At 45.3% G+C, this 23,878-nt stretch carries 21 protein-coding genes and 1 riboswitch; all 21 genes read right to left on the bottom strand.

The features are described 5' to 3' along the window. Nucleotides 1-2: 2 nt before the first annotated feature. The 21 genes from EQM06_RS03735 to EQM06_RS03635 all read right to left on the bottom strand — a co-directional run bounded on the left by EQM06_RS03735 (nt 3) and on the right by EQM06_RS03635 (nt 23,821). Nucleotides 3-725 carry an amino acid ABC transporter ATP-binding protein gene (locus EQM06_RS03735; protein ID WP_128745060.1) on the bottom strand — a complete coding sequence of 241 codons (723 nt, stop codon included), beginning with the start codon at nt 723-725 and terminating at the stop codon, nt 3-5. Then, nucleotides 712-1,383, bottom strand: a complete 672-nt coding sequence (locus EQM06_RS03730) for an amino acid ABC transporter permease (RefSeq protein WP_230975015.1) — start codon at nt 1,381-1,383, stop codon at nt 712-714. Before EQM06_RS03730 ends, EQM06_RS03735 begins: the two co-directional genes overlap by 14 nt. Before the next feature lie 114 nt (nt 1,384-1,497). After that, nucleotides 1,498-2,259 carry a basic amino acid ABC transporter substrate-binding protein gene (locus EQM06_RS03725; RefSeq protein WP_128745059.1) on the bottom strand — a complete coding sequence of 254 codons (762 nt, stop codon included), beginning with the start codon at nt 2,257-2,259 and terminating at the stop codon, nt 1,498-1,500. A 218-nt stretch (nt 2,260-2,477) separates the two neighbouring features. Then, nucleotides 2,478-2,774 (bottom strand): hypothetical protein, encoded by a 297-nt coding sequence (locus tag EQM06_RS03720; protein WP_128745058.1) that lies wholly within the window; start codon nt 2,772-2,774, stop codon nt 2,478-2,480. Between the two features lie 193 nt (nt 2,775-2,967). After that, nucleotides 2,968-3,705: a polysaccharide deacetylase family protein gene (locus EQM06_RS03715; RefSeq protein WP_128745057.1), complete on the bottom strand. Its 738-nt coding sequence runs from the start codon at nt 3,703-3,705 to the stop codon at nt 2,968-2,970. Between the two features lie 86 nt (nt 3,706-3,791). Continuing rightward, nucleotides 3,792-4,253 carry a GNAT family N-acetyltransferase gene (locus EQM06_RS03710; protein ID WP_128745056.1) on the bottom strand — a complete coding sequence of 154 codons (462 nt, stop codon included), beginning with the start codon at nt 4,251-4,253 and terminating at the stop codon, nt 3,792-3,794. 18 nt (nt 4,254-4,271) lie between these two features. Then, nucleotides 4,272-5,366 (bottom strand): tRNA 2-thiouridine(34) synthase MnmA, encoded by a 1,095-nt coding sequence (gene mnmA, locus EQM06_RS03705; RefSeq protein ID WP_128745055.1) that lies wholly within the window; start codon nt 5,364-5,366, stop codon nt 4,272-4,274. 74 nt (nt 5,367-5,440) lie between these two features. Beyond that, complete coding sequence (locus EQM06_RS03700; protein WP_128745054.1) at nt 5,441-6,364, bottom strand: YegS/Rv2252/BmrU family lipid kinase; 924 nt, start codon at nt 6,362-6,364, stop codon at nt 5,441-5,443. A gap of 34 nt (nt 6,365-6,398) precedes the next feature. Then, nucleotides 6,399-7,700 carry a bifunctional folylpolyglutamate synthase/dihydrofolate synthase gene (locus EQM06_RS03695; protein ID WP_128745053.1) on the bottom strand — a complete coding sequence of 434 codons (1,302 nt, stop codon included), beginning with the start codon at nt 7,698-7,700 and terminating at the stop codon, nt 6,399-6,401. 20 nt (nt 7,701-7,720) lie between these two features. Continuing rightward, a complete protein-coding gene (locus EQM06_RS03690; RefSeq protein WP_128745052.1) occupies nt 7,721-10,435 on the bottom strand; it encodes a valine--tRNA ligase in 2,715 nt (904 codons plus the stop codon). 422 nt (nt 10,436-10,857) lie between these two features. Beyond that, complete coding sequence (cobA, locus tag EQM06_RS03685; RefSeq protein ID WP_230975014.1) at nt 10,858-12,420, bottom strand: uroporphyrinogen-III C-methyltransferase; 1,563 nt, start codon at nt 12,418-12,420, stop codon at nt 10,858-10,860. Then, nucleotides 12,410-13,297, bottom strand: a complete 888-nt coding sequence (hemC, locus tag EQM06_RS03680; RefSeq protein ID WP_330548363.1) for a hydroxymethylbilane synthase — start codon at nt 13,295-13,297, stop codon at nt 12,410-12,412. Before hemC ends, cobA begins: the two co-directional genes overlap by 11 nt. Nucleotides 13,298-13,355: 58 nt before the next feature. Then, nucleotides 13,356-14,612: a precorrin-6A reductase gene (cobK, locus tag EQM06_RS03675; RefSeq protein ID WP_128745051.1), complete on the bottom strand. Its 1,257-nt coding sequence runs from the start codon at nt 14,610-14,612 to the stop codon at nt 13,356-13,358. Between the two features lie 17 nt (nt 14,613-14,629). Beyond that, complete coding sequence (gene hemA, locus EQM06_RS03670) at nt 14,630-15,922, bottom strand: glutamyl-tRNA reductase (protein WP_128745050.1); 1,293 nt, start codon at nt 15,920-15,922, stop codon at nt 14,630-14,632. Between the two features lie 30 nt (nt 15,923-15,952). After that, entirely contained in the window at nt 15,953-16,645 is a 693-nt protein-coding gene (gene cobI / locus EQM06_RS03665) for a precorrin-2 C(20)-methyltransferase (RefSeq protein WP_230975013.1), read from the bottom strand. Nucleotides 16,646-16,702: 57 nt separating this feature from the next. Beyond that, nucleotides 16,703-17,500 (bottom strand): sirohydrochlorin cobaltochelatase, encoded by a 798-nt coding sequence (locus tag EQM06_RS03660; protein ID WP_128745048.1) that lies wholly within the window; start codon nt 17,498-17,500, stop codon nt 16,703-16,705. Nucleotides 17,501-17,642: 142 nt separating this feature from the next. Then, nucleotides 17,643-17,828: riboswitch (cobalamin riboswitch) on the bottom strand. Between the two features lie 89 nt (nt 17,829-17,917). After that, nucleotides 17,918-19,213 carry a glutamate-1-semialdehyde 2,1-aminomutase gene (gene hemL, locus EQM06_RS03655; RefSeq protein ID WP_128745047.1) on the bottom strand — a complete coding sequence of 432 codons (1,296 nt, stop codon included), beginning with the start codon at nt 19,211-19,213 and terminating at the stop codon, nt 17,918-17,920. 40 nt (nt 19,214-19,253) lie between these two features. Further along, nucleotides 19,254-20,237 carry a porphobilinogen synthase gene (hemB, locus tag EQM06_RS03650; protein ID WP_128745046.1) on the bottom strand — a complete coding sequence of 328 codons (984 nt, stop codon included), beginning with the start codon at nt 20,235-20,237 and terminating at the stop codon, nt 19,254-19,256. An 82-nt stretch (nt 20,238-20,319) separates the two neighbouring features. Further along, on the bottom strand, nt 20,320-21,168 hold the full coding sequence (locus tag EQM06_RS03645; RefSeq protein WP_128745045.1) for a bifunctional 5,10-methylenetetrahydrofolate dehydrogenase/5,10-methenyltetrahydrofolate cyclohydrolase: 849 nt from the start codon (nt 21,166-21,168) through the stop codon (nt 20,320-20,322). A gap of 54 nt (nt 21,169-21,222) precedes the next feature. Then, nucleotides 21,223-22,899 carry a formate--tetrahydrofolate ligase gene (locus tag EQM06_RS03640; RefSeq protein ID WP_128746781.1) on the bottom strand — a complete coding sequence of 559 codons (1,677 nt, stop codon included), beginning with the start codon at nt 22,897-22,899 and terminating at the stop codon, nt 21,223-21,225. Between the two features lie 40 nt (nt 22,900-22,939). Beyond that, nucleotides 22,940-23,821 (bottom strand): methylenetetrahydrofolate reductase, encoded by an 882-nt coding sequence (locus tag EQM06_RS03635; RefSeq protein ID WP_230975012.1) that lies wholly within the window; start codon nt 23,819-23,821, stop codon nt 22,940-22,942. Nucleotides 23,822-23,878 lie beyond the last annotated feature (57 nt).

Genomic DNA, 23,878 nt, shown 5'->3' with positions numbered 1-23,878 from the left:
GCTTACAAGACCTTACTCAAGAACTCCTTTGTCCTCTGACTTTCCGGATGGTTAAAAATGTGTTCCGGTGTGCCCTGTTCCACAACAACACCATCGTCCATAAACAGAATTCTGTCCGCAACCTCTCTTGCAAAGCCCATCTCGTGGGTCACAATCACCATGGTCATGCCCTTATCCGCCAGGCCTCTCATCACTTCAAGAACTTCTCCCACCATTTCAGGATCCAGGGCGGAGGTCGGTTCATCAAACAACATGACCTCCGGATTCATTGCAAGAGCTCTGGCAATGGCAACACGCTGTTTCTGCCCTCCTGAAAGGGAACTGGGATACACCTGCGCTTTATCGGCAAGCCCCACTCTTTCCAGCAATTCAAAAGCGATCTTTTCTGCATCTTTTTTATTCATTCCCATCACATTTACAGGAGCCAGTGTAATATTTTCAAGGGTCGTCATATGCGGGAACAGATTGAAATTTTGAAATACCATTCCCAATTTTTGGCGTATTGCGTTCAGATTTACTCCATCTTTATTGATCTGCTCTCCATCTATATATATTTCGCCGCCTGTAGGTTCCTCAAGCAGATTCAGGCATCTTAAAAAGGTACTTTTTCCCGATCCGGACGGACCGATCACACAGACCACTTCCCCGTCCTTTACTTTCGCATCAATATTCTTTAAAACCTCTAAATTCTCAAAATTCTTTATTAGCTTTTTAACTTCTATCACTTTGAGCCATCCTCCTTTCCATATACAATACAACTCTTGAAAGAGGAATTGTAAGGGTCAGATATACAAATGCTGTTCCTAAATAAGCAGGCCAGGATTGAAAGGTAACGGAGGACCAGAGCGTGCTCTTTCTGGTGATTTCCGTAATGGTAATGACGGACAGTACGGCTGTTTCTTTAATCAGGGATACAAATTCATTTCCCAGGGCCGGCAAAATAATCCGAAAGGCCTGCGGAATAATGACCAGCTTCATCGCCTGAAAATTCGTCATTCCCAAAGAGCGGGAAGCTTCTGTCTGCCCCGGATCCACAGCCTGGAGCCCAGAACGTATGATTTCTGCCACATAGGCCGAGCTGTTAATCCCGCAGACAATCATCCCGGCTATAATGGGATAATCCCATCTAAACATGATTTCATGCTGCTGCAGCAGCATAGGTACTCCGTAATACAAAATCAATGCTTGTACCAGGAGCGGGGTTCCCCGCAGCAGCTCTATGTATACCTTCGCAGGAAGGCTGAGTGCTTTGTGCTTTGAAAGCTTACACAGCGCTGCGATCAATCCCAGCGTTACACCGATAATCACGGCGACCACAGTAATTGAAAGTGTTGCCCCGACACCGCTGTATGCGATTTTTATTCCCATCAAATAATTTTCCAAATATGTTTCCTCCTATTTATCGGTTCTGCTATAAAGGATATTTCCCGTATAAAAACGATCCCCGCGTTCTGGCGCGGGGGTTTTTCATATTCGGTCATAGCCCTTGTTTCTCTTTTACTCAAACCATTTGCTGTAAAGCTTATCAAAGGTTCCATTGTCCTTTATGTCTTTCATTCCGGCGTTGATTTGATCCAAAAGCTCTTTATTCCCTTTCTTGACTGCGATTCCATAGGATTCTGCATTTAATACATCCCCAACGATTTCTATGGTCCCCGGTTTTGCTTTCATATAAGCCTTTGTTACCGGAAGATCATTGATCAAGGCATCAATTGTTCCGTTCTGCAAATCCATCATGGCGACATCTAATCCGTCATAAATTTTAGCTTCTTTTATTTTTCCGGCCTTTTGAAGTTCATTGCACTTATCTGCACCGGTGGTTCCGATCTGACCGCCGACCCTCATGTCCGGAGTCAAGTCCTTAATGCTTTTAATGGCAGTATTTCCGTCCTTCACTGCGACTACCAGTCCCGAATCGTAATAGGTATCTGAGAAATCGACCTGCTTTCTTCTCTGATCACTGGCATTCATACCGGATGCAATGATATCAATGTTTCCGGATTGCAGCGCCGATATCAGCCCGCCAAAGGACATGTTCGACCATTCCAGTTCAAAGCCCTGATCCGCAGCAATAGCTTCCATCAAATCTACATCAAATCCGCTAAGCTCACCGGTCTTACTGTCTGTTGTGTCAAAAGGAGGGAAAGTAGGTTCCATCGCGACCTTATAAACATCCTTCTCCTGCCCGCCACATGCGGCAAATGAAAATACCATAACAACTATCGAAATAAACAGTAACCCTTTTTTTATATTTTTCATCTGACTACCTCCTATTGTCACTAAAAATTTAATTTCTGTAAAGTGTATTGCATAATTATACATGTATGTTTATTCGCATTCAAGTGTTTTTTTGCAATCTATCAAAGTTTAAATTTTCAGAAAACGTGTAAATACGCTTTAAAGCGCTGTACAAAAAACAAAATACGAGGGAGCAGAACACTCTCTCGTATTTGAATACTTTATCTGTTTTTTGTATATTATTTAAATTCCTTTATCTCCTGGGGTTCTGTAAATTCTAAAGGATTTTCATCGATCCACCCCAAAGCCTCTTTGGCACATTCCTTATACAGCTCATGTTTTTCCAGTTTGGCAAAAGTGCTTTCCTTCTTCTTGCCTTTTCCAAGCTCAGGGCTAAATATTCTATAGATTGCCGCCTCAAATTTCTCGTTCAATTTAACAATCTCAATCACAGCTTCTCTGCCGTTCTTCATCAGTACGCTCATCGTACCGTCATCCAAACTGTCAATTTTCTCAATATTTTTATATTCCTTCATCCATATCACATCCTTTCGTTTGTATTTTCAATTAAATGATATAAGCTGTACCGCCTATATGCTTTAATGAATTTTTTTTATTAGATTCATTGTAACATGAACTTGCTGAATTTTCAATTCTTACCATAAACAAAAAGATCTGCCCAACGGGAGCTGTATCCTCCCAGTGAGCAGACCTCAATCTCTCTTTTGCTTATAATTTACACTGCTTTCCCGTATGATCCATCTGATACCCCTTATAATAAATCAGCTGGCCCACAGGAACAATCTGAAATCCCTGATCCTGAAGGCTTTTTAAGACTAAAGGCAGATACTCACTGCTGTGCTCCGCATTATTGTGGAACAAAATAATATCGCCTGATTTAACGTTTCTCGTAACCCGTTCCACGATTTGCTCTGTGGAAATATCCTTCCAGTCCAAGCTGTCTACAGACCATTGGATGACTTTGTAGCCCTGGCTTTCGCAAGTCTCTATCACATGATTGTCATACGCGCCGAAAGGCGGCCGAAACAGGGTAGTCTTTTTTCCGGTAATTTTCTCAATCACATCCGAGGTCACCTGCAGTTCACTGGCAATCTTCTCGGAGGTCAGTCCGGTCATATCCGGATGAGTTGCGGAGTGATTTCCGATTTCGTGTCCGCGCTTCTGTATTTCAGCCACATCCTGAGGATACTTTTCCGCCCAGAATTTAGTCAGGAAAAAGGTCGATTTTACATGATATTTATCCAGATTGTTTAAAATATCCATCGTCCGATCGTCACCCCAGGCAGCGTCAAAACTGATAGCAATCTTCTTTTCCTCTGTTTGTACACTATATATAGGCAATTTCCTGTCCTGATTAAAAACAGCACTTACATCGATTGACTGATAGACCCATATTGCTGCGGCTATAATGATCAATGCCGCAAATATTCTTGAAAGTATTTTCATTGACAGTATCCTCCGATTCAAAAACTGATACTATCATAATATGCACGCCCATATGGATTCATTCGATTTTATATCCAAAGAAAAGACTAGACCAGGTCAAGCCTCATGACTTCCGGATGGCACTGTACGCCGAACTGAGGACAAGTCATGCAGTCAAATACATCCGGTGCCGCTTTGCTGTCAATGGTAATGAAGCCTTCTTTTCTGAAAAATTCAGGAGCTCTCGCTACCAAAAATATTTTTTCTCCGCCCAGGCTCCTCACTTCAGCGACGGCCTTTTCCAAAAGGGTTTTTCCTATTTTCAGTTTTCTGTACTCCGGTTCCACGGCAATCCCGTCTATGATATATTCGCCTTCATATTTAGCCAAGGTCAGCCCGGCCACCAGCATCCCCTCTTTATCACACCCAAGAGTTATTTTCCAATTCTTAACAACTCCTTCCGGCATAGGTTCATCCGGATCCACTTCTAAATCATTTTTTATATACAAGGTCTTTAAGGCTTCATAATCATCTGTCTGTGACATTCTCAACGTTACTTTATTTTTCACCGTTTTTACCTCCCTATTTTACTTTTCCTGAAAAATTGCATGTACAATAGTGCCCCCGCCCACAACAACATCTCCGTCATAAAAGACGGCGGCCTGTCCCGGCGTAATAGCTCTTTGTTTTTCATCAAATATAACTTTTATATCACCCTTTTCCAAAGGATAGATCATGGCTCCTACTTCTTTCATCGAATACCTGGCCTTGACCGTTACCTTTAAAGGCTCTGCCAGCTCTGCTATGGAAATCAAATTCATATCCTCCACGATCATGCCCTCCGCAAAAAGTTCTTCATTTTTTCCAAGGGTAACGGTGTTTCCTTCCTTATCCTTTGATAAAACGTAGACTGGTTTTCCAAAAGTCTGTCCCAGCCCTTTCCGCTGTCCTACTGTATAATGAATAATTCCCTGATGCCTGCCAACCTTGCGCCCATCCTTATCCACAAAATCTCCGGGTTCAGATTTGATATGCATCACATTCTGTAAAAATCCGGCATAATCTCCGTCTTTTACAAAACAAATATCCTGGCTGTCCTTTTTCTTTGCATTCACAAAGCCTTCCCGCTCCGCTATAGCACGGATTTCGCTTTTCTTCATCTTTCCTAACGGGAACAGGGTTCTGGACAATTCCTCCTGCGTCATGGTGTACAGAACATAGCTTTGATCCTTTGAAGGGTCCGCTCCCTTTTTAAGCAAATACCGGCCTGTCACCGGATCCTTTTCTATCTGCGCATAATGGCCTGTAGCAATATAGTCAAATTCTAAAAACTTTGCCCTTTCCAGCATTCTGCTGAACTTGATATAACGGTTGCAGTCAATACAGGGATTCGGCGTTCTGCCTTCCTCATAGCTCCTGGCAAACCTTTCCACCACGTCCTGCATGAACCATTCACTGTAATTGAACACATAGTGCCTGCACCCCAGCTTGGTTGCCACACTTCTTGCATCCTGTACATCGGATAAGGAACAGCATGTCTTTTCCTTATCCTCAATTCCTATATCGTCATTGTCAAAAAGCTTCAGGGTCACTCCGCTGACCTCATACCCCTGCTGTTGCAGTAAATATACGGATACGGAGCTGTCCACACCGCCGCTCATGCCTACTAAAACTTTTGTCATAAAAATTTCTCCTACTTAAAGAAATCGGCAGATCCATGCGAGTCTGCCAATTCATGTCCTATATTATAATAAATTTACCAAAAGGGACCCTTCATGTCCTGATGCAGCGTTGAAATTTTTAACTTACTCGGTAATACCGTAAAATGCAAGGGGAATTTTTCTCCTTTTTCTCCGTCTACATCTGTGGACACATCCTGCGTGGATTCGATCATCAAGTCATCGGTCTTAAAATAAATAACATTTTTATTTTCCTGATGATTTCCCTGTAATATGCTTACCAGTAACGGACCGAATTCTAAAATCGGCATTTCCTTAAACAGCATCACATCCAGCATTCCGTCATTAATTTCAGAATTGGGGGAAATCTTCTTAAAGCCTCCCGCCGATCTTCCGTTCATCACCAGCATAAAATACATATTTTCTTCTCCTGAAAATTCATTGCTGGTCAATTTCACAGGAATAGGCCGCAAATTGGTAACCTCTGTAAGTCCTTTCAGGTAATACGACAGAATTCCCAACGTATTTTTCAAATTAGGGTCTGTTTTCTGACTTACATCCACCAGCATCCCCATGGCCGCCACGTTTATAAAATATTTATTGTTTACCTTTCCTACATCCGCATAAGTAAATTTCCCGCCGAGGGCAATGTCCATCATGTCGTTGATGTCGTGAGGCAGATCAAAGTAATAAGCAAAATCATTGGCCGTCCCCGCCGGCATGACCGTAAGCGGCAGCTCGATATTATTTCGGAGCATGGCGTTCACGCAGATATTGATCGTTCCATCCCCGCCGGCCGCAATGACCTGACTGAACTGGCTCTGATCCATGCATTGAAAGATACGGTCCAGCGTCTCTCCGTGAGCGGCTCTGACAGGCTCTACAATATAGCCTTCAATCTGAAATCTGTCAATGATCAGATCTAAATTATTTTTAAACATCCCATTTCCCGAATGCGGATTATAAAATAATAATACTCGCTTCATTCCTGCTTCATTCATTTTAAACCTCCAAACTTATCCCTATGAAATGCTCCTACTTGTTCTCTGATTTTAATAATCCCCTAACTTGTCCGATCAGGTAGAGCGAACCGGCAAACATGATTGCTTCATATTCTGTTTTATGTTTCAAAGCATACCGGCAAGCTTCGATTGGATCTTCAATGGTTATGCAGTTCTTCCCTCTCTCCTGCAAGTCCTTTGTTAATTTCATGGCCGGATACCTTCGTGGATTATCCGGTTCCGTAAGAACAAAATCGTCTGCCATTTGTGCAAAGTGATCCAATATTTTTTGGGTGTCTTTGTCCCCAAGCATTCCTGTGACAAAAAGCATCCTTTTCCCCGGCAGCAGCTCTTCTGCTGTTTTTTCCAGAGCGGCTGCACCGTCTTCATTGTGAGCTCCATCTATTATAACATACGGATCCCGGTTCATAACCTCAAATCTTCCATTTTGTTTGGCTTTTTTTATTCCTGCGTACAGACGGCTTCTTTCCACTTGAATGATTCGGTCTTTCCTCAGCAGTTCCAATGTGACCAGAGCGGTCAGGACGTTCTGGAGCTGATGTTTTCCTACCATGCCGATTTCCACTTCCGCATAATCCGTTCCATAGATAGTGGTATCCATTTTATATCCTTCTATGCTCTTTTCTGTGATAGCATATTTAATTTTTTTCACATCGTATAGAACGCAATTTTTTTCATAGGCCTTTCGTGCTATTACCTTAGCCGCTTCCGGCCGTTCCACATTTATTATAACGGGTACGCCTTCTTTTATGATTCCAGCTTTTTCCGCCGCAATTTCTTCTAACGTATTTCCCAGTCTATCCATATGGTCAAAAGAAATAGAAGCGATCACACAGGCCAAAGGCCTTTCTATGATGTTAGTGGAGTCTCCTCTTCCGCCCAGTCCTACTTCCAGCACGACAAAATCTGCTTTCTTCCTGTTGAAATACACAAATGCCACTGCGGTTATCACTTCAAATTCCGTAGGGGAATCAAAGCCGTTTGAAAGCATGACTTCCACCTTTTCAAGAACCCTATCCGTACAGATTTTTAAATCTTCATCTGAAATCAGCTGACGGTCAAATTCAATCCGTTCATTGAACACTTCAAGAAATGGAGAAGTAAACAATCCGACCTTGTATCCGTTTTCCTGTAATGCTTCATATATATATTTGCAGACGGAGCCTTTTCCATTGGTTCCCGCTACATGGATGCACTGTAGATTTTTTTGGGGATTTCCCAAAAGCTCCATCAGTACATTCATTCTTTCCAATCCAAGTCTGCTTCCAAAACGTTCAAATTCTTTAAATTTTTCAACTACATTCTCTGTATCCATTTATTCTCCCATAATACCTATTACAGTTTTTTTTCGACAAGTGCAAGTCTTGCGGTAACCTTTGCAAGCATATCCTCATACTTCACCTGTTTTTCCCGTTCTTCCTGGATCACCTTTTCCGGAGCCTTAGCTACGAATCCTTGATTGTTCAGCTTTCCAGCCACTCGTTTTACTTCGCCCTCCAGTCTGGCTTTTTCCTTCGTAAGCCTTTCAAATTCTGCTTTATAGTCCAGCAGATCATCCAGCGGAATAAACAGCTCAATAGCTCCCATCACAGCAGACATGACCTCTTCCGGCACCTCGGATTTATTTTCTGTAAAGCGAATCTCGGTAATATTGGCAAGGGCCTTAATGTACCTCTCTCCGGCCTTAATATAGTCCAGATCCTTTCCCGTTGAAACGATAATCGCCCGAAGCTTTCGGCTCGGTGCCGCTTCTGCTTCTGCCCGGATGTTTCGGATGGCTCGGATGGCTTCCATGGCCGTATCTAATTTTTCCACTTCTTGCCCAAAAGTAAGCGCAGCATCAAATATCGGCCAGCTGGCTTTGATCAAAAAGTCTTCCGGGTTTCCCTCTGCTTTTGCTTCTGCCATTTCCTGCTCTGTCTTAGGTAAAAAGCTCCAAATTTCCTCTGTAATAAACGGCATGAATGGGTGAAGGAGTTTCAGCATGTCTTTTAATGCTCGTACGAGTACATATCTGGCAACCTTCTTGTCCTCTTCATCCTCTCCGTACAATCTGCCCTTCACCAGTTCAATATACCAGTCGCAGTACTCGTTCCAGATCACTTCATAGACTCTCTGTCCTGCCAGCGACAAGTCAAATTTTTCCATGGAATTGGTCACATACTGAACCGCATCATTTACTCGTGCAAGAATCCATTTATCCTCATCTTGAAGGGCAATCCTATCCAGTCCGTCATGCTCTGATGCCATTTCTCTGAAATGGCCCTCTTCATCCTGCAAATTCATGATAACGAACCGGGAGGCATTCCAAAGCTTGTTGGCAAAGTTTCTGGCTGACTCCAGCTTATCTTCCTTAAACCTCATATCATTTCCCGGTGTGATACCTGTCATCAGCATGAACCGCAGGGCATCCGCACCGTACTGATCGATGATTTCCAGCGGATCAATGCCGTTTCCGAGAGATTTGCTCATCTTTCGGCCTTCCGCATCCCGGACAAGTCCGTGAACATAAACATATTTAAAAGGAGATTCTCCGGTTACTTCAAGGGCAGAAAAGACCATCCTTACGACCCAGAAGAAAATAATATCATAGCCGGTAACCAGCACATCCGTCGGATAGAAATATTCAAGATCCGGCGTCTTTTCGGGCCATCCCAAGGTTGAAAACGGCCATAGTCCCGATGAGAACCAGGTATCCAGTACATCCTCATCTTGTCTCATCTTAGTACTTCCGCACTTTGGACACGTATCCGGAGCTGTTCGCGAGACCACCATTTCACCGCATTCCTCGCAGTAATACGCCGGAATTCTATGCCCCCACCACAACTGTCTGGAAATGCACCAGTCTCTGATATTTTCCAGCCAATGCAGATAAATCTTTTCAAACCGTTCCGGCACATGCTGCAGTTTTCCGGTTTTAGCCGCTTCAATAGCCGGCTTTGCAAGCTCTTCCATCTTGACGAACCATTGATCGGAAAGCATCGGCTCAATGACGGTGTGACATCGGTAGCATTCTCCTGAAGGAATGACCTTCTCTTCGGTCTTTACTAAAAATCCAGCAGCTTCAAGCTCCGCTACCCAGGCTTTTCTGCATTCAAACCGATCCATGCCCGCATATTTGCCGGCCAGCTCGTTCATCGTCGCATCGGAATTAATGCAGGAAGGTCTGGACAAATGGTGCCGTTCACCGACCTCAAAGTCGTTAGGATCGTGAGCCGGTGTAATTTTTACAGCACCTGTACCCTTTTCAGGATCCGGATACAGATCGGCAATAACCGGAATTTCTTTTCCCACGATAGGAAGAATTACCTTTTTCCCTACCATATCTTTATACCGTTCGTCCTCCGGATGTACGGCTATGGCCTCGTCGGCAAACATGGTCTCAGGTCTTGAGGTAGCTACTACAATCCCTTCGCTTCCGTCTGCACCGGGATACCTGAAATACCAGTACTTACCGTTCTTATCTTCATGTTCCACTTCCGCATCCGAAAGAGAGGTTCCGCATTCCGGACACCAGTTGATCAGCCTGTTTCCCCTGTAAATCAGTCCTTTTTCATAAAGCCGTACGAACATTTCATTAACAGCCTTGCTGCAGCCCTCATCCATCGTAAAGCGTTCTCTGTCCCAATCGCAGGAATCTCCCAGCTTACGGCATTGTTTGGTAATTCGGCCGCCGTATTCTTCTTTCCATTCCCATACACGCTTTAAGAACTCTTCTCTGCCTAAATCTTCTTTTTCTTTGCCTTCTTCTTCCCGGATCTTATTCACGACCTTTACTTCTGTGGCAATACTCGCATGGTCTGAGCCCGGAAGCCATAGAGCGCTGTATCCCTGCATTCTCTTCCATCTTGTCAGCACGTCCTGGAGGGTCTGATCCAGCGCATGTCCCATATGAAGCTGTCCCGTAATGTTTGGAGGGGGCATGACAATCGTAAAAGGCTTTTTATTTTTATCGATTTTCGCTTTAAAAGCCCCTTTTCTCTCCCACTCTTCATATATTCTGTCCTCAAAATCTTTTGGATTATAAGTCTTTGCCAGGTTTTTTTCCATATATTTACTCCTTTTTTATATTTTTTATATATTTTCTATAATAGCTTTTTATGATACTCCGTCATATCGCAAGCGATATTCCTGCGTAATAAAAAACCGTCCTTCGGGCAATCTCTGCCAAAGGACGGATAAACTTCCGCGGTACCACCTTTGTTCTGTGCACTCCACATGCCCAGCACTCATTTCATCTTTCACTATGTTTTCATCTGCTCATTATTTTTCGATTAGATTACATAAAGCAACCTTCAGAACACGCTTTCCTTGAAATCTTACAGCCTGCGGATTTCATTCTCTGATGCCGTGAATCAATACATTGTTTCAAAGGCAAGATGCGAACCGTTCCTACTCCTCTTTATCATAGTTGGTATATTTCATTCTATTTATTTAGTTTATATCATTTCGGTTAATTGTCAAGCCCCAAATTACGGCTGCAAACTCAGGAAGCATTCCACCATGCTGTCGATGGTCGCTTGCTTGGATGTGGATATCTGCATTCCATACTTTTCAGCCTCTTCCGCGGTCTTCTTTCCAATGCATACGGCTTTCACGGAAGAAAAATCACTCAGCCCCGAAGCGGTCACAAATCCACGAACAGTAGAAGCACTGGTAAATGCCACATAGTCTACGTCTTCTTCCGCAAAATCAATCAGCTTGGAAATGGCTCCGGCTTTGTCCGTTTCACCGTAGCTTGCCTCAAAGGTATCGTACACCGCAATATCCGTAAATTTAACGGATGCCTCTTCCAGCGGTCTGATCACATCGTCTGTGCCGATCTTAGCTCTCGGAATCAAAACCTCCGGCTTTCTTCCGATTTTGGAGCCCCACTCTTCCGATTCAGCCGCAATCAGGCTGCCCAAAGCCTTTCCGCTGTAGACAGATGGCATCAGGTCCACCAGAATGCCCCTCTTTTCTATGGCTTCCCTGGTAGCGGAGCCTATGGCCGCGAATTTAATGCTTCCTAAGTCTCTTATATCTTTTTTCATCTCCCGAAGCTTGTTAAAGAAACCTTCCACTCCTACGGGGCTTGTGAAAGCAAGGTAATCAAACCGTCGTATATCATGAATAGCGTCTTCCAGCGGTTTATTATCCGCAATCACCTTCGTCTCTATAGTCGGCATCAGCATGATTTCTGCTCCTAACATGGACAGCTTATCCGCCAGGGAGGAATCTCGGTCTTTCGGTCTGGTAACAGCTATCTTAAAACCTCCCAAAGGCCTGTCCTCTGCCCAGTGAAAGTCCTTTTCCAAAGCACAGACCTTTCCCACGATAATGATCGCCGGTGTCTGGATGCCCGCTTTCTCTGCGTCCTCCGCCAAATGCGACACATCCGAAACCACCCTTCTCTGGTGGGCGGAAGTTCCCCGTTCCAAAACAGCTGCCGGCATATCTTTTTCGATGCCCGCTTTCAACAGCCCTCTGCAAATTTTCGGCATGGCCGTAATCCCCATCAGGAACACAAAAGTGCCTCCCAGCCTTACAAGGGCTTCATAATCGATTTCCGCTTCATCCTTTTTCTTGGTATGCCCCGTGATGATGTGCAGAGAGGATACAAAGTCTCTGTGGGTGACAGGAATACCGTTATAAGCAGGTACTGAGACCGCAGACGTAATGCCCGGCACGATCTCGAAAGGTATCTGGTGCTGGCGAAGCAGCTCCAGCTCTTCTCCTCCTCTTCCGAATACGAAAGGATCCCCGCCCTTCAAACGCACCACTCGCTTTCCAGCCTGGGCTTCTCTCAGCAGAATTTCATTGATTTCATGCTGGGGAATAGGATGGTGCCCGGATACCTTTCCCACAAAAATCAATTTGGCCTGTGCAGGAATCATTCCCAAGACGCCCTGTCCTACCAGTTTATCATAAACCACTACCTCTGCCTGATCTAACACCTTTTTTCCTTTTATAGTAAACAGTCCGGCGTCTCCGGGACCTGCACCTATCAACCAGACCTTACCTTTTTTACACTCTTGCATCATTCTATTTTCCATCCTTTAACCGCTTTGCTAATGTGACAGCCAGCATTTCTCCATCGCTTATTTTGCCTGTTTCCCTGCCTTTATGGTATTCTTTTGTTTCCTCATTATAATAAAGGCCTCTTATCAAGATTTCATCACCGGATATTTCCGCGAATGCGCCGATAGGGGAACTGCATCCTCCGTCTAAATAGGTCACAAAGGCTCGTTCTGCCTTGGCGCACATTTCTGAGTTTTTATCGTTTACACAGTCCAAGAAAGAATAATCTTCCTCTGCTCTGCCCTGAACAGCAATAATGCCCTGTCCGGCAGACGGAATCACCTCATCTGCTGTAAAGACTCTGCTGATACGATTTTTCAGCCCCAAACGGGCTATTCCGGCATAAGCAAGTATAATGGCACCGTATTGGCCGCTGTCCAGCTTGGAAAGTCTGGTCTGCAGATTTCCTCTGACGCTTTCGACCCTCCAGTCCGGATAAATCTCCTTTACCTGCAGTTCTCTCCGCAAGCTGGAGGTTCCTAAAGGCAGCTTTTGATCCGCACAGGATGCCCCTTCCGGATAAACTAATACATCCAGCGGATTTTCCCTTCCGGAAAAAGCCACTAAAGGAAGTTCCGGTGAAGTTTCCATAGGCAGATCTTTCAGGCTATGTACGGAAATATCAATCCTGCCTTCCAGTAAGGCTTTATCCAATTCTTTCACAAACAAGCCCTTTCCGCCTATTTGGTCCAACCGCTTATCCAGAATCAGATCTCCTGTTGTTTTCATCGTCACCAGCTCCAGTTCAAGTTCCGGATGTGCCTTTGCTATCTGAGCCATTATCAGTTTGGACTGAGCTACCGCCAGCTTGCTGTCCCTGCTTCCCACTATTATTTTTCGTCCGGCCATCATTTTCTCCTTTAATATTTCCTCCAGTGCGCTGCCCTATCTGCTGAACGCGTCCTTCTATTTATTCTATATTTTTCCAGGCATGCCGTATGGCATCTGAACCCTTTTTAGCAAGGCTGTGACTTTTTCCTTGAGCAGTAACACCGGCTATCAGGCTGCCCTGCATGATAACCCCCGGAAAATAAAAGTCACATTCTTCCTTTGCGTCAGCTACATTGATCAGCATGCCCCGCTCTCTGCACTGTATGCCGATGTGCTGATTTAGCTTTCGGTCATTGGTTGCCGCTAAAACCAGATCTGCTCCTGCCAGATCTGCTATTTCGAACTCTTTTTCCAGCAGCTCAACAGATCGGTTCTGTCCGGCTCGTTCATTTCTGTTCCTATAGTTCTGAACCAGCTGTTTTATTTCTTCGGGGATCTCCTTGGATACAATCCTCAGATTGCAGGAAAACTTTAACAGGGTTTCAATCCGCCTTCGAGCAATCTTTCCTGCACCAATCACGGCAATATTCCTGTCGTTTATATTGACAAACATGGGAAACCATTCTGCCGGCTCCGGCTCCTTAAGCTCTCCGGTAACCGTTTCTATTACCTGTGTCAGAGACAGCCCAGCTTCCTGCTTTGCTCTGCCCACCACCACTAATGTGGCACCTGCTGCCTTGGCCGCCTGATATTTTTCATAGGCACCGCCCTCTGTTCCCGTATCCTTCGTTACCATATATGTACAATCCAGCTGTTCTAGCATGGCTTTATTCAGCTCTTGAGAAAAAGGCCCCTGCATACAGATCAAATGCCTGCCTGAAAGTCCCAGCGCACTGCATCCTGCCAGAACTTGTTCCATGGGAAGTACTCTGGCATAAAGCCTTTCTTTATAGTTATAAATGCTTGTATAACTTTCCAGTTCCTTACTTCCTGTTGTTAGCAGTATATTTCCTGTAGTGGTGTTCAAATAGTCCGCCGCAGCAGCCGTATTTTCCACAAATACACAATCGGATCCAAAGTTTGTTTTTTCCCGCAGCAGCCGGATATATCGAGCCTTCGTTTTTTCGCAGGCCTCTTTTATATTCTCCGTTACCACCGTGGCATAGGGATGGGTGGCATCTACGACCCAATCAAAGCCTTGAGCTATCAGGCTCTCCATTTCTTCTCCGGTCAGCCTGCCCGTCTTTATTTCAAAATTTTCCGCAGGTTCATGCTCCAGTATTTCTTTTCCATATTCCGTGGCTACACAGGCACACACGAATAGCTTATTCATATTTAAAAGTGCTTCGATCAGCAGTCTGCCTTCTGTAGTCCCAGCAAATACTAAAATCTTCATACCTGCCCTCCTGTTTTCTAATGTTTCAACGTTTCTCGGGATGCCGATCTGTGCAAGGCATCCAAGCACTGCTCCCAAAGTTCCTGCGGTAACTGTTCCCGCAGCCCGTACAGCAGCTTAGAGGTAGCTTTCCCGGCAGCCTTCTCTGCTGCCAGAACCGAATTTTCGGAATCCTCTTCTATTTCAGAAGCTGTATGGATGAATCGTTGCTCCGCATCCTCTGAGACCAGATTCACGATTTCCTGAATCTTAGGGATATACTGTCTGAACTCAAACCATCGGTCAAGCTCCTCCTGATATTCCGTCAAGATGTTGATGGCCAGCTGAACCTGTTCCGCATTTTCCTCTCGGGAGCTGCCGCTGTTCATAGAATCAATGTCAAACAAGTTTACGTAAGGCATTTTTGCAATCGCCGGATCCACATCCCTTGGAACAGCCAAATCAAATAGGTAATATTTATTTTTTCCTTCCGAAACCGCCTTACCGGTTATGCAAGGAACCGAAAAAAACTCCTGAACCTCTTCTGAACGCAAGGTATAATGGGGGCTTAAGGTCGCACTCACTATGACCTGTTTTCCCTTGATCTGAGAAATTCTGTCGTCATACGAAACCATGCTGCACCTTTCCGGTACAATGGACTCCTGTTCGTCCATTCCATGCATTTTCCGCCGCAAAGTCATGGAAACAGAAGCTCCGCATGCCACCAGCATATTCACCACGAGCTTTCCCATCTGCCCGTTTCCGATGACCAGACAGGGAACTCCTTTTAAATCGCCCAGTTCTGATTTTAAAATATCGATCACATTACTTGCGGAGGAACGGCTTATCATAGACAGACGCACCTCTGTCTTGACCTTTTTCCCTGCTGCCAGTGCCGTTTGAAAGACCTTTTCCAGAGCCATATCCGCACAGCCTTCTTCTCTGGCCATCTGCAATGCTTCCCGCACCTGTGAGATGATCTGATCCTCCCCAAAGATTTTTGAATCAAATCCACAGACCAGCTTAAGAAGATGTTCTATAGCCTGACGGTTATCCCTCTCTATAAAATATTCTTCATATAAGCTGGTATCTATTTTTTTAATTTGACAGAGCATGTCATAAGGACTGATCTTATTCAATTTTTCGTTATCGCACTGACTGATCCAAAGCTCTGTCCGATTGCAGGTGGAAAGGAGTATGCAGCCTTTCAGCTGAAACCGTTTTTTCATTTCCCCGAGAGCTTCTTTTACTCCTGCTTTTGTAAAGGAAAAGGCCTCCCTGTAGTCGAGCGATGCTTTGCTGTGATCAATGCCTACCATTCTAATACGCATTCCGATTCGCCTTTCAAATGTATCTGTCCTCTATTTTTTATCTCGGACGATGAGTACGGAAAAATAGCTGGCATTTTCATCAATGGCCTCTATATTTTCAAATACCCGCTCACCTTCCATGCCGCAGCGTTCCACCATTTTAACGGTAGGAGGATTCTCCATGGAATGAATATATTCTTTCAGCTTTCCTATGGATTTTCCGCTCTTCATCAGAACCTTGGTTCCTTTCATCAGTAAGGCCTCCTCGGTTCCCTTATAAGAAGCCGGTATAATATGCAGAGCCTCCTCCCCTTCGGTCAGGCTGTCATTCAATCTGGCTGAAACCGCACAAAAAGAAGGAATGCCCGAGAGAATTTCTGTTTCATATCCGGCATCCCGCACCCGATTATGAACATAGGCGTATGTGGAATAGATCGTCGGATCTCCCAAGGTCAGAAAGGCCACATTTTTTCCTTCGTCGAGCCATTTTTTCACCTGTTCTGCCGCCGCATCGTGACTGGCTTCGAGCTTTCCCCTGTCTCTGGTCATGGGCATATCCAGCTCTGCCACCAGCTTTTTATCTAAATCCGGGATTGCACCCTTCGCTATGGTATACGCCACATTGATACTCTGACCGGACTTGGGAATGGCTACAATATCACATTCCTCAATTACCCTCACCGCTTTTAATGTCATGAGTTCCGGATCTCCGGGTCCGACACCTACTCCATATAATTTTGCCATTCCATTCCTCCGCATTTCCTTTTTCGCTGTTTTCCTTGGTTTTTCAACACTAATCGTCTATTCACAATCAGCTGTATGATCTAAATACATTTTTTGTATTCCCGTAAATTCTCCGATTCCTCTTAGGATGCAGGTCACCTTATATCCCGCATTTTTAAAGAGGACTTTCCATGAATCTTCCTGCTCTCCTGCCATATCGTTGACCGCATGATCTCCGGCCACTACCATAAGCGGCATCAGCACGACTTCATCCGGTGCGTAGTCCTTTACCTGTTTTAAAACCAGACTCACCTCCGGATAGCCTTCCACAGTACCTACGAAGACATTTTCATAGCCCAATGCCTTAAATCGGTAATCCAGTGCCGCATAGGCGGCATCCGAGAAATGTCCTGTCCCATGTCCCATCAGAACCAACGCCGTCTTAGCCGCCTGATCTGCATTTTTTTTCTGATCCAATTCCGGTACTTCCGCCATAATTGCTTTGCAGACTTCATCATAGTCTCTGGAAGAGGTCAGGAGAGCCTTGCCCACGGAAATAGCGTCAAAGCTATTCTTAAAGGGCGTGATCTGCTCCATCATCTTTTCGTATTCTTCTCCGTTTATAATATGGGTAGGCTGCACCAGCACATCTTTAAATCCGTCTTCTGCTAACCTTTCCATCGCTTCCCGAACATTGTCCACATGCATGTGATCACGGGTTTTAAGAACCTTCATAATAATACTGCTGGTAAAGGCTCTTCTGAGCTCCCTGTCCGGGTAAGCTCTGCTTATAAATCGTTCAATTTCACCAATAGTCTTTTCTCTGGTCTCCTTGTGACTGGTCCCAAAGCTTACGATCAATAGGGCTTTCTTCATTTCATTTAACCTTCCTTAAAAAAAATCGCCATTCTGAAAATCAGAACAGCGTAATACGGGGGCTGACAATAAGCCCCTCTTATTACACTTATTCATCCTTCGCAAAAAAAGTGTAACCTCTGTTGCAGTCTGAACGACCGAACAGAATCCGATACCGTAGGCAGGTCTTCTGACTCTGGCGTCAACATCGTACTCTCCTTCCCATTTTTACACAGTGGCTTCATGAAGCACGACTCTTCCATTACAGCGGCGTGACCGCGTGGGCTTTTACCCAACTTCCCTATTCTCCCGGTAGGAATCCCCGGGCACCTACAATATTTCTCTATTGTCCAATATATTGTAACACTAAAACAGGGGGTCGTACAACCCCCTAAATACATTCTATACAGCCTGCTCCATTGAAAGGCAGTGCCTGTTTTATACGCCAAAAAATACAGCCGCGTCGGACAACGTTTTTTGGATATCCGCTTCCGTATGCTGATCTGAAATAAACATGGCTTCGAATTGGGCCGGTGCAAAATAATTGCCATGCTGAATCATATATCGGAAATATTCTGCATATCGCTTTAAATCTGACGTTCTGGCAGAAGTATAATCGGTTACCTGTCCGCCTGTGAAGAACAGGGTTCCGATGGAGCCGATATGATTGACCGTGCAGTCCACTTTCGCCGCAGCTATGATCTCCTTAAGGCCGCCGTACAACATTTCTCCCAGGGAATTAATATGCTCATATACAGACGGATTTTCCTTTAAGCAGGTCAGTTGAGCAATACCTGCCGCCATTGCCACCGGATTTCCGCTCAGTGTACCCGCCTGATACACCTTCCCTACCGGTGCTACACATTCCATGATGTCCCGTCTGCCGCCGTAAGCCCCTACCGGCATACCGCCTCCAATAATCTTGCCGAAGGTCGCCATATCCGGCGTCACACCAAACAGCTGCTGCGCCCCGCCGGGTGCTAATCGGAAGCCGGTGATTACTTCGTCGAAAATCAGAACAGTCTGATGAAGATCACAGATTTCACGAAGGTTTTTCAGGAATCCATCTTGCGGCAGAACCACGCCCATATTGGCTGCGACTGGTTCAATAATAACGGCGGCAATATCTCCTTTGTATTCTTCAAACAATTTTTCTACGCTGTCCATGTCGTTGTATCTTGCTGTCAGCGTATCCTTTGCACAGTTTTCTGTAACACCTGCGCTGTCCGGCGAGCCGCCTTCCGCAATCAATGCGGAACCTGCTTTCACTAAAAGACCGTCGCTGTGCCCGTGATAGCAGCCTTCAAATTTGATGATCTTATTTCTTCCCGTGTAGCCTCTTGCCGTGCGGAGGGCAGACATGGTGGCCTCCGTCCCCGAATTTACCATCCGCACCATCTCAAAGCACGGAATCATCTCGCAGGCGAGCTTTGCCATGGTAATTTCCCTTCCCGTGGCGGCACCGAAGCTAAGTCCATGGACGATTGTTTCCTGCACAGCCTTTAAAACTCCGGGATTGTTATTTCCAAGGATCATCGGCCCCCATGAACCAATATAATCGATATATTTATTTCCGTCCGCATCGTAAATGAACTGAGCGTCTGCTTTTTCTATAAACCTGGGAGTCGTGCCGACTGCCTGAAAGGCTCTGGCCGGACTGTTGACTCCACCCGGTATGTAGTGCTTCGCCTCTTCAAATAAACGTTCTGATCGATCTGTCTTATTGTTCAACATTTGCATTTCCTCCATACGTATCCAGGTGCCATCTGATAGGTTAACCAATTTGTCCGCTCTGAATCATTTGTGCCGCTTCTTTGGCAAAATAAGTGATCAGCATATCTGCACCCGCTCTGAAAATGCTGGTCGTCGTTTCTGCGATAATGGAAGCTTCATCTACCATGCCGGCCATTCCCGCGGCCTTGATCATAGCGTACTCGCCGCTCACGCTGTAGGCCGCTACCGGAACATCTATATTATCCCGAACCTCTCGGATAATATCCAAGTAAGACAGGGCAGGCTTCACCATGATAATGTCCGCGCCCTCCTCCAAATCCAAAAATACTTCTTTCAACGCTTCCCGCCTGTTGTGATAGTCCATCTGATATGTTTTTCGGTTACCTTTAAAGTTATCTGAGCCTGCGGCTTCCCTGAAAGGCCCGTAAAAAGCAGAAGCATACTTAGCGGCATAGGACATAATCGGCGTATTTTCATAGCCGGCTTCATCTAAAGCGTCCCGAATAGCCAGCACTCTGCCGTCCATCATATCAGAAGGCGCCACCATGTCTGCACCGGCTCGAACCTGCGATACTGCGGTCTGTGCCAAAAGCGGAAGTGTTTTATCATTATCCACGGTCTCCCCTTTCAAAATGCCGCAATGCCCATGGGATGTGTATTCGCACATGCATACATCTCCGATGTAATACAAGTCCGGAAAATCCTTTTTCGCCGCCCGCAAGGCTTCCTGTACGATCCCGTGCTCGTCATATGCTCCGCTTCCGCATTCGTCCTTATGAGCAGGTGCCCCAAATAAAATGATATTCCTCACACCTGCTTTTGATACGGATTCCAGTTCTTCTCCCATGGTATCTATGCTGTACCGCTTCTGTCCCGGCATGGTAGTGATTTCCGTGCGGATATCTTTTCCTTCTTCTATAAAAATCGGATAAATCAAGGAGTCCTTTGACATTCTCGTCTCTCTTGTCATATTCCGAATTTTTTCGTCTAATCTTAATCTTCTAGGTCGTGCTAATATATCCATCCTTGCTCCTTCTCCTAGAAAAAACGACCCGTCATAATGATCAAGGCCGCTCTTTCCAATTTGCTGTTATATTTATCAAAATTTAGATTGTTTTCTTTGCTGCATCAATTACGTGCATCATCAGCAGGCTGGTGGTCACTTTGCCGACTCCTCCCGGCACCGGTGTAATCGCTTTTACAATGCTCTGTGCCGCTTCAAAATCTACATCGCCACAAAGCTTTCCATCTTCCGTCATATTGATGCCCACATCAATGACCACCTGCTTCTCACTCAGATATTCAGCGCCAATGGCCTTAGCCTGTCCTGCCGAAACTATTAACACATCGGCATTCCGGCAGATGGTTTCCATATCCTCTGTCTTTGTATGGCAGATAACCGGTGTTCCATTTTTTTCCAGAACCATCATAGCCGCAGGTCTTCCTACTACTAAGCTTCGTCCGATGACGGCCACCGTTTTGCCGGTTATATCGATTCCGTAATGGTCTAAGATTTCAATACAGGCTCGCGGCGTACACGGAGGATAGCCCAAATCGGTTCCCGTATAGACTCCTGCCATGGACTGATCTGTGATCCCATCCACGTCCTTACACGCCAGCAAGGCTTTTCTTATAGTATTGTCATCAATATGATCCGGTAACGGTCTAAATAATATCACACCGTGTACCGTCAGGTCAAGGTTTATGGCTGCTATAACATTCAGCAGCTGCTCCTGCGTAATGCTCTCTTTAAAAAGATATTTTTTTACATCCACACCAATAGATTCTGCACATTTAATCGCACCCTTTTCATACGAAACATCCTCTACCTTCGCCCCCACTCTGATAATTCCAAGAGTAGGCGTAATCCCTTTTTCTTTTAGAAGTAATACTTCTGCTCTAAGCCTTTCATTTACAGCATCTACTACTTCTCTGCCATTCAATATCTGTGCCATAAACTACTTTGCTCCTTTCTGCTTGCCTTTATCCGGTCTTTCACCGTTTCTTTGTTAAAACAGTCCGGATATTTTTCCGGTGTTATCCACATCAATCTTCTCCGCTGCGGGTACTTTAGGCAGTCCCGGCATGGTCATAATATCTCCTGTCAAGGCGACAATAAACCCTGCTCCGGCTGATACTTTTAAATTCCTGACTGTCAGCACAAAGCCCCTTGGTGCTCCCAGCAGCTTCGCATCGTCGGAGAAGCTGTATTGGGTTTTCGCCACGCAGATCGGAATATTTCCAAAGCCCAGTTCCTCTAACTGAACCAGCTGTTTCCTTGCAGCCGGGGTAAATGCTACTCCGTCTGCACGATAAATTTTGGTCGCGATCGCTTCTAATTTTTCTTCAATGCTCATGTCCAAAGTATAGCTGTACGAAAAATCATTGGGCTGGCTGCATAATTCTACGACCTCTTCCGCAAGAGTCTTTCCGCCTTCGCCGCCTTTTGCCCAAACCTCGCTCAGCGCAACCTTTACACCCAGCTTCCTGCATTTTTCCTCCACCATGGCCAGCTCAGCGGGGGTATCGGTTGGAAAGGCGTTGATAGCAACCACTGCCGGCAGCTTAAATACTTTTGTAATATTTTCAACATGCTGTAACAAATTCGGCATACCCTTTTCAAGAGCCTCCAAATTTTCATTATTTAGATCTGCTTTGGCAACACCGCCGTGATGCTTTAGGGCGCGTACAGTGGCCACGACAACGACTGCCGAAGGCTTGATATCAGCGGCTCTGCATTTGATGTCCAAAAACTTTTCCGCTCCCAGATCTGCTCCGAAGCCGGCCTCTGTAACCACATAATCTGCCAATTTAAGCGCCATTCTTGTGGCCATGATCGAATTGCAGCCATGGGCAATATTTGCAAAAGGCCCTCCGTGAATAAATGCAGGATTATGCTCTAATGTCTGAACCAGATTTGGTTTCAAGGCATCCTTCAGCAAGGCCGCAATAGCACCCTGTGCTTTTAAATCTCCTGCCGTAACCGGTCTATCGTCATAGGTATACCCGACAATAATTCGCTTTACCCGTTCTTTCAAGTCTTCAATATCCTTAGCCATACATAAAATAGCCATGATTTCGCTTGCCACAGTAATGTCAAAGCCGTCTTCTCTGGGAGAACCATTCGGTTTTCCTCCCAGCCCGTCCACTACAAATCGAAGTTGACGGTCATTCATGTCCACACAGCGTTTCCAGGTAATCTTTCTGGCGTCAATATTCAGCTGATTTCCCTGTTGAATGTGATTGTCCAGCAAGGCTGCCAAAAGGTTGTTTGCCGCACCGATGGCGTGCATATCTCCTGTAAAATGAAGATTAATATCTTCCATGGGAATCACCTGAGCATAACCGCCTCCGGCAGCACCTCCCTTTACACCGAATACAGGACCCAGAGAAGGCTCCCTCAAAGCAACAAGGGCATTTTTATTGATTTTTCTCAGCCCGTCTGCCAATCCCACCGTCGTGGTGGTTTTTCCTTCTCCCGCCGGAGTCGGCGAAATCGCTGTCACTAAGATCAGCTTGCCGTCAGGTCTATCGCTTGCATCCCGCAGGATATTATAATCTACTTTAGCCTTATAGTTTCCGTAAAGCTCCAGATACTTTTCATCCACTCCGGCTCTTTTCGCAATTTCACTGATATGAAGTGCTTCCGTTTCCTGCGCAATCTGAATGTCACTCTTAAATTCCATCATCCGCCCTAACCTTTCTGACTCTTGAAGTTATAAACTTTTATCGGCAAAGATCCGATGCTTGGAGAATGTCCACAATGTCCTTATATTTATTTAAGGAATAGATATGCAGCCCATTTACTCCAGCCGTTTTATATCGTAAAATCTGTTTGATCGTATATTCTTTTCCTGCTTTTTTAAACTCTTCCGGATTGTCTCCATACTTTCCGATGATTTCAGCCAGCTCTCTGGGTATGGAACAGCCGTTTGAAACCGTCATGCGGATAATCCCATCCTTGGAAAGAGCGGGCATGATTCCCACTATGACCGGCAAATGGATCTGCTTTTTCCGAATCTGATCGATAAAGCTCTCATAAGCCTCCACATCGTGACAAAGCTGAGTAATTAAAAATTCCGCACCACAATCCTGTTTCAGTTTCAGATACTTTATATCCTCTTCCAGGGAAACCGCCTCCATATGTTTTTCAGGATAGCAGGCCGCCCCCAGGCACAGACTCGGAAAATTTTCCCGAATAAAAGAAATCAGCTGGCTGGCATTATTAAAGTCTCCATTGGTTCCGTCTAGCCCATGGGGAATATCCCCCCGCAGTGCCAGTACATTTTCCACGCCCATGGAAACATACTCTCCGATGAAATCGTGCACGCCTTGTTTTGTGTTTCCGATACAGGTAAAATGAGGCATCACGTCATGCCCGCTTCTTTCAATCATGTCGCACAGCTCCGTACTTCTGCCTTTATTCGTACCGCCTGCCCCGTAGGTGCAGCTGATGAAATCCGGCTTGAACCGATAAAGCTGATCCAGTGTTTCTTTTAAAGGCTCTAAAGACTGTTCTATTTTAGGTGGGAATACTTCAAAGGAAAATGAGGCTCTCTCTTTTAACAATCCACTGATCTTCATACCATTCCCTTCCTTTCTTTCCACTTGTAAGCTCCTTTATAGCTTACCTTCTGGGGAAAAGCTTGTCAACAATTTACTCCC

Source organism: Aminipila luticellarii, assembly GCF_004103735.1.
GTDB lineage: Bacteria > Bacillota > Clostridia > Peptostreptococcales > Anaerovoracaceae > Aminipila > Aminipila luticellarii.
Note: the sequence above shows the minus strand (reverse complement) of the source record. Positions and strands in the feature narration are given on the sequence as shown.

Excerpts from the sequence above, each read along its gene's own strand:
- EQM06_RS03715 (WP_128745057.1), bottom strand. The coding sequence starts at position 3,705 with ATGAAAATACTTTCAAGAATATTTGCGGCATTGATCATTATAGCCGCA.
- EQM06_RS03645 (WP_128745045.1), bottom strand. The coding sequence starts at position 21,168 with ATGGCACAGATATTGAATGGCAGAGAAGTAGTAGATGCTGTAAATGAA.
- hemC (WP_330548363.1), bottom strand. The coding sequence starts at position 13,297 with ATGATGGCCGGACGAAAAATAATAGTGGGAAGCAGGGACAGCAAGCTG.
- cobA (WP_230975014.1), bottom strand. The coding sequence starts at position 12,420 with ATGGAAAATAGAATGATGCAAGAGTGTAAAAAAGGTAAGGTCTGGTTG.
- EQM06_RS03700 (WP_128745054.1), bottom strand. The coding sequence starts at position 6,364 with ATGAATGAAGCAGGAATGAAGCGAGTATTATTATTTTATAATCCGCAT.
- EQM06_RS03640 (WP_128746781.1), bottom strand. The coding sequence starts at position 22,899 with ATGGAATTTAAGAGTGACATTCAGATTGCGCAGGAAACGGAAGCACTT.
- EQM06_RS03720 (WP_128745058.1), bottom strand. The coding sequence starts at position 2,774 with ATGAAGGAATATAAAAATATTGAGAAAATTGACAGTTTGGATGACGGT.
- cobK (WP_128745051.1), bottom strand. The coding sequence starts at position 14,612 with ATGAAGATTTTAGTATTTGCTGGGACTACAGAAGGCAGACTGCTGATC.
- hemB (WP_128745046.1), bottom strand. The coding sequence starts at position 20,237 with ATGGATATATTAGCACGACCTAGAAGATTAAGATTAGACGAAAAAATT.
- mnmA (WP_128745055.1), bottom strand. The coding sequence starts at position 5,366 with ATGACAAAAGTTTTAGTAGGCATGAGCGGCGGTGTGGACAGCTCCGTA.
- EQM06_RS03690 (WP_128745052.1), bottom strand. The coding sequence starts at position 10,435 with ATGGAAAAAAACCTGGCAAAGACTTATAATCCAAAAGATTTTGAGGAC.
- cobI (WP_230975013.1), bottom strand. The coding sequence starts at position 16,645 with ATGGCAAAATTATATGGAGTAGGTGTCGGACCCGGAGATCCGGAACTC.
- hemA (WP_128745050.1), bottom strand. The coding sequence starts at position 15,922 with ATGCGTATTAGAATGGTAGGCATTGATCACAGCAAAGCATCGCTCGAC.
- hemL (WP_128745047.1), bottom strand. The coding sequence starts at position 19,213 with ATGTTGAACAATAAGACAGATCGATCAGAACGTTTATTTGAAGAGGCG.
- EQM06_RS03695 (WP_128745053.1), bottom strand. The coding sequence starts at position 7,700 with ATGGATACAGAGAATGTAGTTGAAAAATTTAAAGAATTTGAACGTTTT.
- EQM06_RS03725 (WP_128745059.1), bottom strand. The coding sequence starts at position 2,259 with ATGAAAAATATAAAAAAAGGGTTACTGTTTATTTCGATAGTTGTTATG.
- EQM06_RS03660 (WP_128745048.1), bottom strand. The coding sequence starts at position 17,500 with ATGAAGAAAGCCCTATTGATCGTAAGCTTTGGGACCAGTCACAAGGAG.